The following is a 14,351-nucleotide window of genomic DNA, read 5'->3' on the forward strand; positions in this document are numbered from 1 at the left end:
AGAAGGACTATGGAAACAGCAGTAGGAGGTGGGAAGTCCGTACCTCGGTACGTGCAGATCGCCGAGGAGATCGTTCAGCAGATCCGCGCCGGAATCCTCAAGCCCGGTGACATGGTGCCCAGCGAATCGGAGCTTGTGGAGCGCTACGGCGTCTCCGGCGGCACCATCCGCAAGGCCATGGTGGAGGTCCGCGCGAGTGACCTCGTGGAGACCCGCCAGGGCAAGGGGTCCATGGTGAAAGCCCGGCCCCCGGTGCGGCACCGATCCTCGGACCGCTTCAAGCGCTCCCACCGACAAGGCGGCAAGGCCGCGTACCTTGCCGAGTCGGAGCAGTCCGGCGCCAAGGCTGGCGTCAGCGTTCTCTACATCGGTCCGACGGATGCACCGAACGACATCGCGGAGCGGCTCGGCGTCCCCGCCGGCACTCAGGTGCTCGCCCGGCGTCGCCTCTACTTCCGCAACGAGACCCCCGTCGAGACGGCCACGTCGTACCTCCCGTGGGACGTTGCGAAGGACATCCCCGAACTGTTCGCGAAGAACCCTGGTGGTGGTGGCATCTACGCCCGCCTCGAAGACCACGGGCACGAGTTCGCGGAGTTCGTCGAGACGCTGCAAGCCCGGCTGGCGACCAAGGCGGAGGCCTCCGAACTGGCCCTGAGCCCCGGCGCTTCGGTGGTTCACCTGATCCGTGAGGCAAGGACGACGGAGGATCGTGTCGTAGAGGTGTGCGACACGCTCATGGCCGCTGACCAGTTCGTTTTCAGCTACCGGATCCCCGCCTCCGACTGACGCGCGTTCAACTCGACGCAGCCCGCCGCGACTTCTTCGTCTCGGCGGGTTGACTCATGTATAGGAGTGATGCACTCTTCTTTATGCCACTCATGTACATGAGTGGCAGAGTCGAGCACATCTATAGGAGTGATCTTCTGTGCGTACGATCCCCGTCGACACCTCCGCCGCGTCCGTGATGGTCGCCAAGCCCCCGCAGATCAAGGTCAAGGACCGCCGGACCGGTGAGATCGCGGTGGACGTCGAGAGCGGCGCGAAGCTCATGACCGTGGACGTGATGTTCGCGGCGAACGAGGAGGTGGAGATCCTTTCGATTACCGTCCCCGAGCCGGGCATCTCCGGTGAGCTGATGATGGGCACGCCCGTCGCCGTCACCGGACTGATCGCCCGGCCGTGGGAGAACGAGTTCAACGGGCAGAAGCGTCACGGTATCGCCTTCCGTGCGGTGGCGGTCACCTCGCTCGTCGCCGCTGCCGAGAAGCCCAAGGCGGCCTGATCATGACCGGGTCCCTGGTCACGCTGCTGCTGATCGTCGCCACCGCAGCGATCCTGCGGTGGCGGCGTCCCGCCTGGTACTGGATGACCTTCGGGGTCACCCTTGCCGCGCTGCGGGTAGCGGTCCGATACGCCTCGGTCATGGACGCCTGCGGACTCACCGTTCCGCCCGCGCGTTGGCGTCTCTCCCTCGCCCGGATGACGAACCGCCCCGTTCCTGAGTCGAGGGCCCCGCGCATTCTCCGGCTTCGGCCTACTCGTACCGGGCTGGTCCTGCGGATCAAGCTCCGTCCCGGTCAGGATGCCTTCGACGTTGCCTCGGCCACCGACCGCCTCCGGCACTCCTTCGGGATGTACGGAGTCACCTCCCGCGAACTTCGCTCGGGAATCGTGGAGTTACGAATGACGGGATACGACGTCCTTCGGCGGGTGCAGATGCCCGCCGAAACCGGCCCCGCGCCTATGCGTATCCCCGTCGCACTGCGCGAGGACGGATCCGTCCACTACCGCGACTACCGGGCTGTGCCCCACGGGCTGACGCTCGGCGCGACCGAGTCGGGGAAGTCCGTCTACCAGCGCAACCTTGTCGCCGGCCTCGCGGCGCACGACGTCGCGCTCGTCGGGATCGACTGCAAACAGGGCGTCGAGCTCTTCCCGCTCGCCCGGCGCTTCTCCGCCCTCGCCGACAACCCGGGCACCGCCCTCGAACTCCTCGAAGCACTCGTGCAGCACATGGAGGACGTCTACCAGCTCATCCGTTCCGCTCAGCGCATCACAGTCGACGTTCCGGACGCCGACATAGCTGCCGACATCTGGGACCTGCCGGCCGACATACGCCCGACTCCGGTCGTGGTCCTGGTCGACGAGGTTGCCGAGCTGGCGCTGTTCGCCACCAAGGACGAGGAGAAGCGCCGCGACAGGATCGTCACTGCTCTGGTCCGCCTCGCCCAGCTCGGCCGTGCCGCGGGGATCTACCTGGAGATCTGTGGCCAGCGCTTCGGATCCGAACTCGGCAAGGGCATCACGATGCTCCGCGCCCAACTCACCGGTCGGACCGCCCACCGCGTCAACGACGAGTCCAGCGCCAACATGGCCTTCGGAGATATTGCTCCGGACGCCGTCCTTGCCGCGATCCAGATTCCCACCGACGTCCCCGGCATCGCGGTCTCGGGTGACTCGACTGGTGGATGGACCCGCATCCGGGCACCACACACCTCACTGCGCCAAGCCGTGAACATCTGCAACCGGCACGCCGACCGCACTCCGGATGTGCCCGCCCTCGCGGCCTTCCGGCCCGCCGTCGCACCCCTGGCCTCGGCCACCGCGCCGCTCACCAAAGCAGCGCCCACCACCGCCTGACCTTCCGCTCACCGGTCGGCGTGACCATTCCCGCGCCAAGTCCCTACCCGTCCCATGCCGAAAAGGAGAAGTCCGATGGTCCGTCCCTCCATGCGCGTGGACGCCGTACTGATCCAAGCCGTGATCGCTGGCGCGCTCTCCTTCGCCCACCTCCACGACCTCGCCGCCGCCGCGGGCCAGGACGGCTGGAAGGCATGGGCCTACCCGATCAGCGTTGATCTGCTCCTGGTCGCTGCCTGGCGGCGGCTACGAAAGGACGGCCCGTCCCGGCTCGCCTGGAGCTGGTTCCTGATCGCGCTCGTCGCTTCGCTCGGTGCCAACGTCGCCACCGCCGGATTTCTCGATCTCGCGCACCCTCCGGCCTGGTTGCGCTTCGGCATCGCTGGATGGCCCGCGCTTGCCTTCCTCGGCGGGACGCTCCTCGCCCACACGGAGACCCCGGTCGAGGAGCGCACGCCCGTTCCGGCGGTGCCTACGGCTGATCCCTCGGCGCCGGAGCTCGTCACCGAGGAACAAGCCCCGGAGCTGGAACCAGCGCCGATTCCTGCCGCTGAGGAGTCTCCGGTCCTGCCTCCCGCCGACGCGTCTCCGCCCGTGCCGGCCGCGCTTGTCGATCACGCCCGGAAGGTCGCCGACGACCACCGCGCCCGTACCGGTTCACCGATCGACACCGACACGCTCCGCGCGCGCCTCGGAGTTCCGCCCCAACTCGCCGCCGCTATTGCCGCTCAGCTCGCCTGACTCGAGAGGAGACCCACCATGCCCGCCCGCGACCACTTCCACTCCGTGATGCGGATCGGACCGGTGCAGATCGGTACCCACCGCGACCGGCACGGCCGCACCCAGCACGCCGCCGTGTGCACCGCCGATCGCTGCGGTTGGTCGTCCGACTTCAGCAGCCGGTCCGCCGCCCAGCTCGCCGCCCGCACCCACCGCTGCAAGGTCCGCTGAAGGAGACCCGCCATGGACGTACCGCTCTGGCTCGCCCTGATCGTCGTCGGCTGGCTCGGCGTGAAGCTGATCCGCCCGCCCTGGTGGCTCGTGCTCGTGCTGCTGCTCGGCGGCTATCTCCTCGCCGACAGCCTCCTGACCCCCGTGATCGACACCGCCGTCAAGTAACCCCCACCGAAGGGAGAACCGCCATGCTCCGCCCGAGGATCCCCACCAACCCGTTGCCGACCGGAATCGTCACTGGAACCGCCCGGAGCGACGTCCCCGCCGTGCCCCACCAGACCTCGGCCCCGGCCCCTATGGCTCCCGCACGTCCCACGGTTCAGCTCACGCCCGGTGCAGTCGTCGCCGTCATCGGTGGCGGCACCGCCGTGGTGCTGGTCGTCGGTGCGGTCCTGGTCTCCATGCTCCTCGCGGTCGCCGTCACCGCCGCGTCGCTCGCCATCAGCGCCCTGGTCATTCGGTCGCTCGTGGCGTCGCAGAACCATCGCTGACCGGCTTCCGGGCGGCCTCGATACCGGCATCCGCCGCCCGGAAGCCGTGCTCCTGCCCGAACCACAGATCCGGAAGGAAGCACCATCATGACCGACCGCACCGCCCGCCGCCGGGGGAGTGCACATGCCTGAATCGCAGATCGACCGGCTCACCCTCGGCGACCTGCTGAGGGTGGCCTCGGCCCCCGAGTTCCACCGCTGGGAGGACCAGATCCGTCGCACTGGTGGCTGCTCCGACCCGATCCACCTGACCGGTTGGACCCTAACCAAGGACAAAACCACCGGCGAGACCCTTCACCACTACTCGACCGAGACCGAGCCCGGCGGACGTCTCCGCCTCGCCTGCGGCAACCGCCGCGCTTCCCGCTGCCCCTCTTGCGCCTGGACGTACGCCGGAGACACGTACCACTTGATCCGTGCAGGCCTGGCTGGCGACGAGCGCCGCGACGTCCCCGCCACCGTGCGGGATCACCCCCGGGTCTTCGCCACGCTTACCGCCCCGTCCTTTGGCCCGGTCCACAACCGCCCCGAACGTGGCACTTGCCGTTGCGGTAGCCGGCACTCGGCAGACGTACCCGAGCTCGGTACCGCCCTGGACCCCGAGACGTACGACTACGCCGGATCGGTCCTGTTCAACAACCACGCCGGCGACCTCTGGATGCGGTTCACCACTCGCCTCCGACGGGAGATCGCGGCCCGCGCCGGACTCACGCAGGTGGAACTGAAGGAATCGGCTCGGTTCTCGTACGGCAAGGTCGCCGAGTTCCAGAAGCGCGGGGCGATCCACTTCCACAGCGTGATGCGGATCGACGGACCGGACGGGCCCGGCACCCCTCCTCCGTCATGGGCCACCGTCGACCTGCTCACCGACTCAATACGCGCAGCCGCTCGACACAACTACACCTCGGTGTCCGCTCCCGCCGCCGACGATCAGCCCGCTCGCACCTTCCGCTGGGGCACACAACTCGACGTCCGCCCGGTCGTTGCCTTTGGCGACGGCTCCGATGTCACCGAGCAGGCTGTGGCGTCCTACGTCGCGAAGTACGCCACCAAAGCGGCGGAGAACACCGGCACTCTGGACCGCCGCATCGGCGAGCTCTCCGAGCTCGATCGCCATGGCGTTCCCGACCACGCCCGCCGTCTCATCGCCGCATGCCACCTCCTCGATCCGCTCTACCCCGAACGTCGGCTGCGCGCCTGGGCGCACATGCTCGGGTTCCGCGGACACTTCTCCTCGAAGTCCCGCCGCTACTCGACCACCCTCGGCGAGCTCCGCCAAGCCCGCGCCGACTTCCGTGCCGCACAGGAACGGCAGTCACTCTGCTTGGAGGACCGCGTCCCGGACACCGTGCTCGTCCTGGCCGACTGGCAGTACGCAGGCCATGGTCACTCGCCCGGAGAATCCGTTCTCGCCGCGACCATCGCCCGTGGTCTCCAGCTCAACCGCGAAACCGCCCGTGAAGCCATGGCGGAGCTGGTCGACGAGGGGGAGTGGTGACCATGGCGCTCCCTCTGCCGAGTCGCTATCTGACGCCCGACGACCTGGTCGAGATGTTCGAGCTGCCCAGCGTCGAGACGGTCTACCAGTGGCGCCGGAAGCGGACAGGCCCCCGCGGCTTCCGCGTCGGCCGGCACCTCCGCTTCGACCCCGACGACGTACGGGCCTGGGTCGACTCCCGCCGGAGCGAGGCGGCTGCCTGATGGCCGGACACATTCAGGACCGCTGGTTCGTGACTGTGACCGGCCCTGACGGTAAGCCGCGCAAGGTGAAGTCGGATCGCTACGGAGTGGGGTCCCGCTACCGCGCGCGCTACGTCGGGCCGGACGGCACGGAGAAGTCGAAGAGCTTCCCGGACCGACAGAAGCGGCTCGCTGATCAGTGGCTGGCCCATACCGAAGCGGACATGGCGCGGGGGCAGTACATCGATCCCCGCGCGGCCCGGACCACCTTCCAGCAGTACGCGGAGGGCTGGGTATCCACCCAAGGGGCGGACCCCAACACGCAAGCCTCGATGGAGTCGCAGCTCCGGCTGCACGCGTTCCCGTACCTCGGCACGCGTCCGCTCGGATCGTTCCAGCCGGCGCACATCCGCGACTGGGTGCAGCAGCTCCAAGCGAACGGTGTGCGTGGCTCGTACGCCCGGACGATCTACTCCAACGTGCGGGCGGCTCTCAGCGCGGCCGTGGATGACGGGCACCTCCCCCGGAACCCTTGCGCTGCCCGCTCGGTACGGCCGCCGACCGTGGACACGAAGCGCGTCACACCCTGGACGACGGAACGGCTCTTCGCTGTGCGCGCGGGTATGCCCGCCCGGTACCAAGCGATGGTCGACCTGGGCGGCGGCTGCGGCCTCCGGCAAGGCGAGATCCTGGGCGTCGCGGTGGACGCGATCGACTTCCGCTCGGACACGTTGCACGTCGTCCAGCAGCTCAAGCTGAGCCGCAGCAAGCCCGTCTTCGCTCCGCCCAAGGGCGGCAAGCTGCGGGACGTACCGCTCCCCGGTCCAGTCGCTGAGGCGCTACGGGCACACATGAAGCAATTTTCGCCGGTCGCGATCACGTTGCCGTGGAAGGTCGCGGGCGGACCGCTGGTGACCAAGCGGCTCGTCTTCACGGGACCGCGCGGTGGTCATGTCTGGCGAACCTCGTTGAACGAGGAAGCGTGGAAACCGGCCCTGGCCTCGGCTGGAGTCATCCCGACCCCGGCGGCCGGCGCTCCGCACGCCGAGTCGCGCGAGAACGGTATGCACGCCATGCGGCACTTCTACGCGTCGGTGCTGCTGGACGCCGGGGAGAACATCAAGGCGCTCGCCGAGTACCTCGGGCACTCGGACCCTGGCCTGACGCTGCGGGTTTACGCACACCTGATGCCGTCGAGCCAGGAGCGAACGCGCAAGGCGGTTAGTGCGATCTTCGGATCGCAGAACCTCGAAATAGGCAACGGCTCGTTCTCGAAGGCGTCTGGTTTGAAACCGGAACCTTACATCTGAGATCTGTTCAAGGTTCCAAATGTGAGTTTCGAAGCAAGGTTGAAATCGGTAAGGGGAAACCGATACTCCGCAACCGATTCTCCGACATCGATTTCCCGAAATCAGTTACGGAAACCGATTGGCGCAACCGGTTGCTCCTGCCTGGCGGCGGCGGCCCTGCGCGGCATCGTCCTCGTGTCCTGCGGGGCGAGGTGGCGCGAGGTGACACAGGTCGGCACCAGGCAACGAGGGGCAACGAGCCGCATCGGACGGCGCCTGGAAAGATTCGAGGGTCTGGAAAGTCTCCGGGAAATGTTGGAGTGCTCTGGCTGTCCATGTGCGTGGACAATCTGTCTACGCAAACGAACAGGGTAGCTTTCAGCTGCGCGTTTGTCTGGCGCGTGATGGTTGTGGGAAAGTTCCTGCGGCATGCGAATGCCGCCCGTGCAAGGGCGGCATTCGCCTCCATTTGCCACGCCCCAGAAATCACCTTGCGAAGTGAACCGAGCACAGCTGGAGGGCTTCATGGTCCCACGCGTCGGCGTAACCGTCGATATCCACCCGCGCGATCTCCCGATCGCGCTCATCGGCACTGCCGGCGGCGCACTCGCCGTCTGGGCCAACGCCCCCGCAGAGATCGCTGTCCCCGTGGCACTGCTGATCGTCCTCGAAGTCCGCATCCGCCGCTGGAGCCGCCGCGCCTGACGGCCCGTTGAGCATCTGACGGCCCACAGACGGCCCAGCGCACCAAGAAGCCCCCCACCACGCGGAGAACCCGCAGGTGGGGGGCTTGTTCAGCTCTGCTTACTTCTTCTTGCCCTGGGTCTTCACAGCCTCGATCGCAGCCTTCGCCGCGTCCGGGTCCAGGTACGTGCCGCCCGGGTTCAGGGGGCGGAAGTCGGCGTCCAGTTCGTAGGCGAGCGGGATGCCGGTCGGGATGTTCAGGCCCGAGATGGCGTCGTCGGAGATGCCGTCCAGGTGCTTCACCAGGCCGCGGAGGCTGTTGCCGTGGGCGGCGACCAGGACGGTCTTGCCGTCGAGGAGGTCCGGGACGATGCCGTCGTACCAGTACGGCAGCATGCGCTCGACGACGTCCTTGAGGCACTCCGTGCGGGGGCGCAGCTCCGGCGGGATCGTCGCGTAGCGCGGGTCGGCGCTCTGCGAGAACTCCGTGCCGTCCTCGAGGGCCGGCGGCGGGGTGTCGTACGAGCGGCGCCAGAGCATGAACTGCTCCTCGCCGAACTCGGCGAGCGTCTGGGCCTTGTCCTTGCCCTGGAGGGCGCCGTAGTGACGCTCGTTCAGGCGCCAGGAGCGGTGCACGGGGATCCAGTGGCGGTCCGCGGCCTCCAGCCCGAGCTGGGCGGTGCGGATCGCGCGCTTCTGGAGGGAGGTGTGCACGACGTCGGGGAGCAGGCCGGCGTCCTTGAGCAGCTCACCGCCGCGGACCGCCTCCTTCTCGCCCTTGTCGGTGAGGTCTACGTCCACCCATCCGGTGAACAGGTTCTTCGCGTTCCATTCGCTCTCGCCGTGGCGGAGGAGGATCAGCTTGTACGGTGCGTCGGCCATGGGTCCGAGCGTAATCGAACCCGTGCGGCCTCCGCGCGCTCGCCCGAAGGGCGGACCGGGGGCGGGGCCGGGGCGTGACGGTTGACGGGCGGCGTCAATCGAGTGGCGGCCGGGGGCGGCGCCTTCGTAAGGTTCGGACCGTCGCGGGGCCGCTTACAGGGGCCGGCGTCCTATCCGTACGAACACGTCCCCGGGGGGAAGCCCTATGTCCGTCGCCGGTCTCAGAAAGGCGGCACACGAGACGGTCGCCGGGCTCCCCAGGGAGTTCTGGTGGCTGTGGACCAGCACGCTGGTCAACCGCCTCGGGGCGTTCGTCGCCACCTTCATGGCGCTCTACCTGACCTTGGACCGGGGCTACTCGGCCTCGTACGCCGGTCTCGTCGCCGCGCTCCACGGGCTCGGCGGGGTCGTGTCGTCGCTCGGCGCCGGGGTGATGACCGACCGGCTGGGGCGCCGCCCCACCATGCTGATCGCGCAGCTCTCGACCGCCGTGTCCGTGGCGGTGCTCGGCCTCATGGTCCACCCCGTGGCGATCGCCGGTGTGGCCTTCGTCGTGGGCATGGCCAGCAACGCGTCCCGGCCGGCCGTGCAGGCGATGATGGCCGACATCGTCCGGCCCGAGGACCGGGTGCGGGCCTTCTCGCTCAACTACTGGGCCATCAACCTGGGCTTCGCCGTGTCGTCGGCCGGAGCCGGGTTCATCGCCGAGTACAGCTATCTGGCCGGTTTCCTGGGGGAGGCGGCCCTGACCCTGCTCTGCGCGGTCGTCGTCTTCCTCAAGGTGCCGGAGTCCCGGCCGGAGGTGGCGCCCCGGGTTGCCGGAACCCCGCCGCCGGACGACGTGCGGCTCAGCACGGTCCTGCGCGACGGACGCTACATGGGGGTCGTCGGGCTGTCGTTCCTGGTCGCGCTGATCTTCCAGCAGGGGTACGTGGGCCTGCCGGTGGCCATGGGTACGGACGGGCTGTCCGCCTCCGACTTCGGCACGGCCATCGCCGTCAACGGTGTGCTGATCGTGGCCCTGCAGATCCCCGTCACGCGGTTCATCCAGCACCGCGACCCGCGCCGGCTGCTGATCCTGTCGTCCCTGCTCGCCGGGTACGGCTTCGGGCTGACCGCGTTCGCGGGAACGGTCGGGGTGTACGCCCTGACGGTGTGCGTCTGGACCCTGGCCGAGATCGTCAACGCCCCGACGCAGACGGGCATCGTCGTACAGCTGTCCCCGGCCCACGGCAGGGGCCGCTACCAGGGCATGTACACGATGTCCTGGTCGGTGGCGGGGCTCGTCGCCCCGCTGATGTCCGGCTTCGTGATCGACCACTACGGCGCCGCCTGGCTGTGGGGGACCTGCGCGGTCCTGGGCACCGTGGCCGCGGCCGGCTACTGGCTGCTGATGCGCAACCTGGACCTGCCGGAACCGGTGATCGCCGCCTCTCCGGTGCCGGAGGACCGGACGGTCGCCGAGCCCGCGGTCTGACGGGACAGGGGCAGGGGGTAGGAGGTAGGCCCCCGCGGTTCGAGAGGCAGGCCCGGGAGAACGCGGGCGCGCGGCGCGGTGCCCCGCCACGGACGTGTCCGGAGCGGGGCACCGCCGCTGGATCCGGCCGGCCTCAGCCGCCGCACTGGCAGGGCGCGCCGGCCTGACAGCCGCACCCGCAGCCCGAGCCGCAGCCGCAGGCTCCCAGCAACGGCAGATGCACCACTTCGGTCGGGGTCTCCTGCTGCTGGGGTTCGGTCATGGGGGAATCGGCCATGGTCCCTCCTCAGGGCGTACGACTCGACGGCGTACGGCACATGTATGGGGCACACATGCCGACGGCGGGGGCCGCAGGCATGCCGCGCCGCCCCCGCACCCATTGCATGCCCAGCCCGGAGGGCGCATCAACGGCGCACGAGCGCGGGAACGGATGTGCGGCCGTCGTGGTGGCCGCGCCCCCCTACGCCCCCTCCACCGGCGTCGCCGCCTGGATCTCGTCCGCGTGCTCACCCGTGACCAGGTAGACGACGCGCTTGGCGACCGACACGGCGTGGTCGGCGAAGCGCTCGTAGTAGCGGCCGAGCAGGGTGACGTCGACGGCGGTCTCGATGCCGTGCTTCCAGCGGTCGTCCATCAGGTGCTGGAAGAGCGTGCGGTGCAGCAGGTCCATCTCGTCGTCGTCCTGCTCCAGCTGGAGCGCCAGGTCGACGTCCTTCGTGATGATCACCTCGGCGGCCTTCGCCATCAGCCGCTGGGCGAGCTGCCCCATCTCCAGGATGGTGGCGTGCAGGTCGTGCGGCACCGCCGACTCGGGGAAGCGCAGCCGCGCCAGCTTGGCGACGTGCTGGGCGAGGTCGCCCGAGCGCTCCAGGTCGGCGCTCATCCGGAGCGAGGTGACCACGATCCGCAGATCGGTGGCGACCGGCTGCTGGCGGGCCAGCAGCGCGATGGCGCGGGCCTCCAGGTCGTGCTGGAGGTCGTCGACCTTCTGGTCGGCGGCGATCACGCTCTCGGCGAGCTTGAGATCGGCGTCGAGCATGGACGTCGTGGCCCGTCCGATCGCCGAGCCGACGAGCCGGGCCATCTCGACCAGGTCCTCGCCGATCGAGTCGAGTTCCTCGTGGTAGGCGTCGCGCATGGAAGTCCCTCTCCAGATCCTTGTGACCGGCCGGCAGCGGGGGCGGCGTCCCCCGTACGGCCGGGTTTGCTGAGGCCGGGGTCTTGGCGCCGACCCCCACGCTGCCACGGTGCGGTGCCAACGCGTCGGGATCCGGCCGCCTAAGTGAACCGGCACTATCCCCTCGGTGAACTCTGGGCGACGAGTGTTCGAGATGGCACCCGGATGGCTGGGAGAGTGTCGGCGAGCCCGCATAACCTTGAGGCATGGACGTGAACGCGGCAGTCGCCGCAGCTGCCGCGATCGCCGGGCTGTGCACCGGTGTGATCGCGATGCTGGCGTTCCGCTGGAGCGAGCGCGAGCAGAAGCGGCCCACGCGTACGTCCCTGCGGCCCGACGGCAACGCCGCGCTGCCCCCGGGCGTCGACACGGTCCTCTCCGTGCTCAGCTCCTCCGCCGTCGTGCTCGACGAGAGCGACAGCGTCGTCAAGGCCAGCTCCGCCGCGTATGCGCTGGGCCTGGTCAGGGGCGGCCGGCTGGCGGTGGAGCCGATGCTCCACATGGCCAGGGACACCCGGCGTGACGGTGAGATACGACAGGTCGAGCTCGACCTCCCGCGCCGGGGCACCGGCCGGGGCGAGGCGCTCGCCGTCTCGGCCCGGGTCGCCCCGCTGGGCTCACGCCTGGTCCTCCTGCTGGTCGAGGACCTCACGGAGGCCCGGCGCATCGAAGCGGTCCGGCGCGACTTCGTCGCCAACGTCAGCCATGAGCTCAAGACGCCCGTCGGAGCGCTCTCCCTGCTCTCCGAGGCCGTCATGGACGCCTCCGACGACCCGGAGGCGGTGCAGCGGTTCGCCGGCCGCATGGAGATCGAGGCGACCCGGCTGACCAACCTCGTGCAGGAGCTCATCGACCTCTCCCGGGTGCAGAACGACGACCCGCTGGAGGACGCCGAGCCCGTACGGGTGGAGGAGCTGGTCGCCGAGGCCGTCGACCGGTGCCGTCAGCAGGCCGGTTCGAAGCAGATCACCATGGCCTCCGGCGGTACCGCGGACCTCTTCGTCTGGGGCAACCGGAGCCAGCTGGCGGCCGCCCTCGGCAATCTCGTGGAGAACGCCGTCAACTACAGCCCCGCCCGCACCCGCGTCGGCATCGCCGCCCGGAAGCTGGCCGCGCCCGGCGGGGACCTGATCGAGATAGCCGTGACCGACCAGGGCATCGGCATCTCCGAGAAGGACCGCGAGCGTGTCTTCGAGCGGTTCTACCGCGTCGACCCGGCCCGTTCACGGGCCACCGGTGGCACCGGTCTCGGCCTCGCCATCGTCAAGCATGTGGCCGCCTCGCACGGCGGGGAGGTCACCGTATGGAGCTCGGAGGGACAGGGCTCCACGTTCACCCTGCGACTGCCGGAGTCCGGCGTCGTACGGGGTCGTACCACCGGCGGATCCCTCGTCGTCAACGGCGCTGTTGACCACGACGGGCCGTACGAGACCGATTCTTTTGACACATTTCCTGCCCCGGAGGCTCTTCCGTGACCCGAGTGCTTGTCGTCGAGGATGAGGAATCCTTCAGCGACGCCCTGTCCTACATGCTCCGCAAGGAAGGCTTCGAGGTGGCCATCGCGGCCACCGGCCCGGAGGGCCTCGACGAGTTCGAGCGCAACGGTGCCGACCTCGTGCTGCTCGACCTGATGCTCCCGGGTCTGCCCGGTACGGAGGTCTGCCGGCAGCTGCGTGTCCGGTCCAACGTTCCGGTGATCATGGTCACCGCCAAGGACAGCGAGATCGACAAGGTCGTCGGCCTGGAAATAGGAGCCGACGACTATGTGACCAAGCCCTTCTCCTCGCGGGAGCTGGTGGCCCGCATCCGCGCTGTCCTGCGCCGCCGCGGCGAGCCGGAGGAGGTCACCCCGGCGGCCCTGGAGGCCGGGCCGGTCCGGATGGACGTGGACCGCCACGTCGTCACGGTCTCCGGCGGCAAGGTCGACCTCCCGCTGAAGGAGTTCGACCTCCTGGAGATGCTCCTGCGCAACGCGGGACGCGTCCTGACGCGCATGCAGCTCATCGACCGGGTCTGGGGCGCCGACTACGTGGGCGACACCAAGACCCTGGACGTCCACGTCAAGCGGCTCCGCGCCAAGATCGAGCCCGACCCGGGGGCGCCGCGCTACCTGGTGACGGTGCGGGGCCTGGGCTACAAGTTCGAGCCGTAAACGGCACCCGGCGCCGTACCGTGGGCGGCATCCGGCGCCGTACAGCCGTGAAGGGGGTGCCTCCGCCGGAGGCACCCCCTTCACGCGTGCGGTCAGTGCGTGGCGGCTTCGTCGTCCGCCGTGCCGGCCGAGTCGGTGGCCGTGCCGTCGGACTGGCTCCCGGCCTGGCCCTCGGACGCCTCGCCGGTGGCTTCGCCCGTCGCCCCGGTCTCGGAGGCCGAGGGGGTGGGTGACGGCTTGGCGGACGGCGCGGTGCTCGGGCCGAACTTCTCGAAGAAGCTGGTCGCCGGGACGATGGCGGCGCCGAGCTCGATGTCGCCGGTCTCGCTGAGCGTGAAGGCGACGTTCTGCACGGCGCCGTCCGCGCCCGCCTGGCGGCCGTTCTCGATGACGGCCGAGGCGTTGTTCTTGCCGCCGATGATGAGCCGTCCGCCGGCCGGGATCACGACCGGGCCCTTGCCCTTGGCGGGCTTGAGCTCCACGGTGGCGTTGGTGCCCGGCAGGGTGACCTTCTCCACGACCTCGCGCTTCGGGCCGTCGTTGAAGAGAGTGGCGGCGATGACCGCAGGGCCCTCGGTCTCCGGGTCGGGCTGGGTGATGATGTTCAGGTTCTGGATCTTGATGGAGTCGACAGCGGTGGCTGCGTTGTCCGGCCTGACCTGAAGCGTCTGCGCGTTGTTGCCGGCGGCACAACCGGACAGCGCGGCGATCGAGAACACGAGGGCAGTGGCGGCGAAGGCGCCGTGTCGAAGGCTGCGGCTCACGGCGGCGGCAACTCCTTGAACGTTCGGACTGCGGACTTCGGACTCTGCGGACAGGAAGGCCGAGCGGCCGTAAAGCCGCCCTAAGTGTGTGTCAGCGGGCTCAGGTTACCGAGCCGTCGTCCCGGGCCCGCACCCGACCCGCCCCTGGGGGCTCCTGA

18 protein-coding genes are annotated in these 14,351 nt (G+C 69.3%); 14 read left to right on the plus strand and 4 right to left on the minus strand.

The features are described from left to right. Positions 1-9: 9 nt before the first annotated feature. The 11 genes from ACZ607_RS21540 to ACZ607_RS21590 all read left to right on the plus strand — a co-directional run bounded on the left by ACZ607_RS21540 (position 10) and on the right by ACZ607_RS21590 (position 7,762). Positions 10-789, plus strand: coding sequence for a GntR family transcriptional regulator (locus ACZ607_RS21540; RefSeq protein ID WP_103511814.1), 780 nt, complete (start codon positions 10-12; stop codon positions 787-789). A gap of 139 nt (positions 790-928) precedes the next feature. After that, on the plus strand, positions 929-1,285 hold the full coding sequence (locus ACZ607_RS21545) for an SCO3933 family regulatory protein (RefSeq protein ID WP_469736870.1): 357 nt from the start codon (positions 929-931) through the stop codon (positions 1,283-1,285). A gap of 2 nt (positions 1,286-1,287) precedes the next feature. Continuing rightward, entirely contained in the window at positions 1,288-2,643 is a 1,356-nt protein-coding gene (locus ACZ607_RS21550; protein ID WP_469736872.1) for an FtsK/SpoIIIE domain-containing protein, read from the plus strand. 75 nt (positions 2,644-2,718) lie between these two features. Then, complete coding sequence (locus tag ACZ607_RS21555) at positions 2,719-3,384, plus strand: DUF2637 domain-containing protein (RefSeq protein ID WP_386254782.1); 666 nt, start codon at positions 2,719-2,721, stop codon at positions 3,382-3,384. An 18-nt stretch (positions 3,385-3,402) separates the two neighbouring features. Next, positions 3,403-3,594, plus strand: coding sequence for a mobile element transfer protein (locus ACZ607_RS21560; RefSeq protein ID WP_014047488.1), 192 nt, complete (start codon positions 3,403-3,405; stop codon positions 3,592-3,594). A gap of 12 nt (positions 3,595-3,606) precedes the next feature. Then, positions 3,607-3,762 (plus strand): hypothetical protein, encoded by a 156-nt coding sequence (locus tag ACZ607_RS21565; protein WP_106972203.1) that lies wholly within the window; start codon positions 3,607-3,609, stop codon positions 3,760-3,762. Positions 3,763-3,785: 23 nt separating this feature from the next. Next, entirely contained in the window at positions 3,786-4,088 is a 303-nt protein-coding gene (locus tag ACZ607_RS21570) for a SpdD-like protein (protein ID WP_358395990.1), read from the plus strand. A 124-nt stretch (positions 4,089-4,212) separates the two neighbouring features. Further along, entirely contained in the window at positions 4,213-5,586 is a 1,374-nt protein-coding gene (gene repSA, locus ACZ607_RS21575; RefSeq protein ID WP_469736875.1) for a replication initiator protein RepSA, read from the plus strand. Between the two features lie 2 nt (positions 5,587-5,588). Beyond that, positions 5,589-5,789, plus strand: a complete 201-nt coding sequence (locus ACZ607_RS21580) for a helix-turn-helix transcriptional regulator (protein WP_030636111.1) — start codon at positions 5,589-5,591, stop codon at positions 5,787-5,789. After that, a complete protein-coding gene (locus ACZ607_RS21585; RefSeq protein WP_469736877.1) occupies positions 5,789-7,078 on the plus strand; it encodes a tyrosine-type recombinase/integrase in 1,290 nt (429 codons plus the stop codon). The genes ACZ607_RS21580 and ACZ607_RS21585 overlap by 1 nt, the downstream gene beginning before the upstream one ends. Before the next feature lie 477 nt (positions 7,079-7,555). Then, complete coding sequence (locus ACZ607_RS21590; protein WP_469736879.1) at positions 7,556-7,762, plus strand: hypothetical protein; 207 nt, start codon at positions 7,556-7,558, stop codon at positions 7,760-7,762. Positions 7,763-7,861: 99 nt separating this feature from the next. Here ACZ607_RS21590 and ACZ607_RS21595 read toward each other — a convergent pair whose 3' ends face one another. Beyond that, positions 7,862-8,623 (minus strand): phosphoglyceromutase, encoded by a 762-nt coding sequence (locus ACZ607_RS21595; RefSeq protein ID WP_469736881.1) that lies wholly within the window; start codon positions 8,621-8,623, stop codon positions 7,862-7,864. Between the two features lie 205 nt (positions 8,624-8,828). Between ACZ607_RS21595 and ACZ607_RS21600 the strand changes: the two genes are divergently transcribed. Then, positions 8,829-10,100 carry an MDR family MFS transporter gene (locus tag ACZ607_RS21600; RefSeq protein ID WP_469736883.1) on the plus strand — a complete coding sequence of 424 codons (1,272 nt, stop codon included), beginning with the start codon at positions 8,829-8,831 and terminating at the stop codon, positions 10,098-10,100. Between the two features lie 133 nt (positions 10,101-10,233). Here ACZ607_RS21600 and ACZ607_RS21605 read toward each other — a convergent pair whose 3' ends face one another. Next, a complete protein-coding gene (locus tag ACZ607_RS21605; RefSeq protein WP_164493608.1) occupies positions 10,234-10,377 on the minus strand; it encodes a hypothetical protein in 144 nt (47 codons plus the stop codon). A gap of 183 nt (positions 10,378-10,560) precedes the next feature. After that, positions 10,561-11,238: a phosphate signaling complex protein PhoU gene (phoU, locus tag ACZ607_RS21610; RefSeq protein ID WP_099174137.1), complete on the minus strand. Its 678-nt coding sequence runs from the start codon at positions 11,236-11,238 to the stop codon at positions 10,561-10,563. A gap of 245 nt (positions 11,239-11,483) precedes the next feature. On the opposite strand from phoU, the gene phoR reads away from it, so the two are divergent. Then, positions 11,484-12,752 (plus strand): two-component system sensor histidine kinase PhoR, encoded by a 1,269-nt coding sequence (gene phoR, locus ACZ607_RS21615; RefSeq protein WP_469736885.1) that lies wholly within the window; start codon positions 11,484-11,486, stop codon positions 12,750-12,752. A 5-nt stretch (positions 12,753-12,757) separates the two neighbouring features. Continuing rightward, on the plus strand, positions 12,758-13,429 hold the full coding sequence (phoP, locus tag ACZ607_RS21620) for a two-component system response regulator PhoP (RefSeq protein WP_465250395.1): 672 nt from the start codon (positions 12,758-12,760) through the stop codon (positions 13,427-13,429). A 92-nt stretch (positions 13,430-13,521) separates the two neighbouring features. On the opposite strand, the gene ACZ607_RS21625 is transcribed toward phoP, so the two are convergent. Then, positions 13,522-14,193 carry a DUF461 domain-containing protein gene (locus ACZ607_RS21625; protein ID WP_469736887.1) on the minus strand — a complete coding sequence of 224 codons (672 nt, stop codon included), beginning with the start codon at positions 14,191-14,193 and terminating at the stop codon, positions 13,522-13,524. Positions 14,194-14,351: the final 158 nt, after the last annotated feature.

The organism is Streptomyces sp. NPDC104381, from assembly GCF_055583745.1.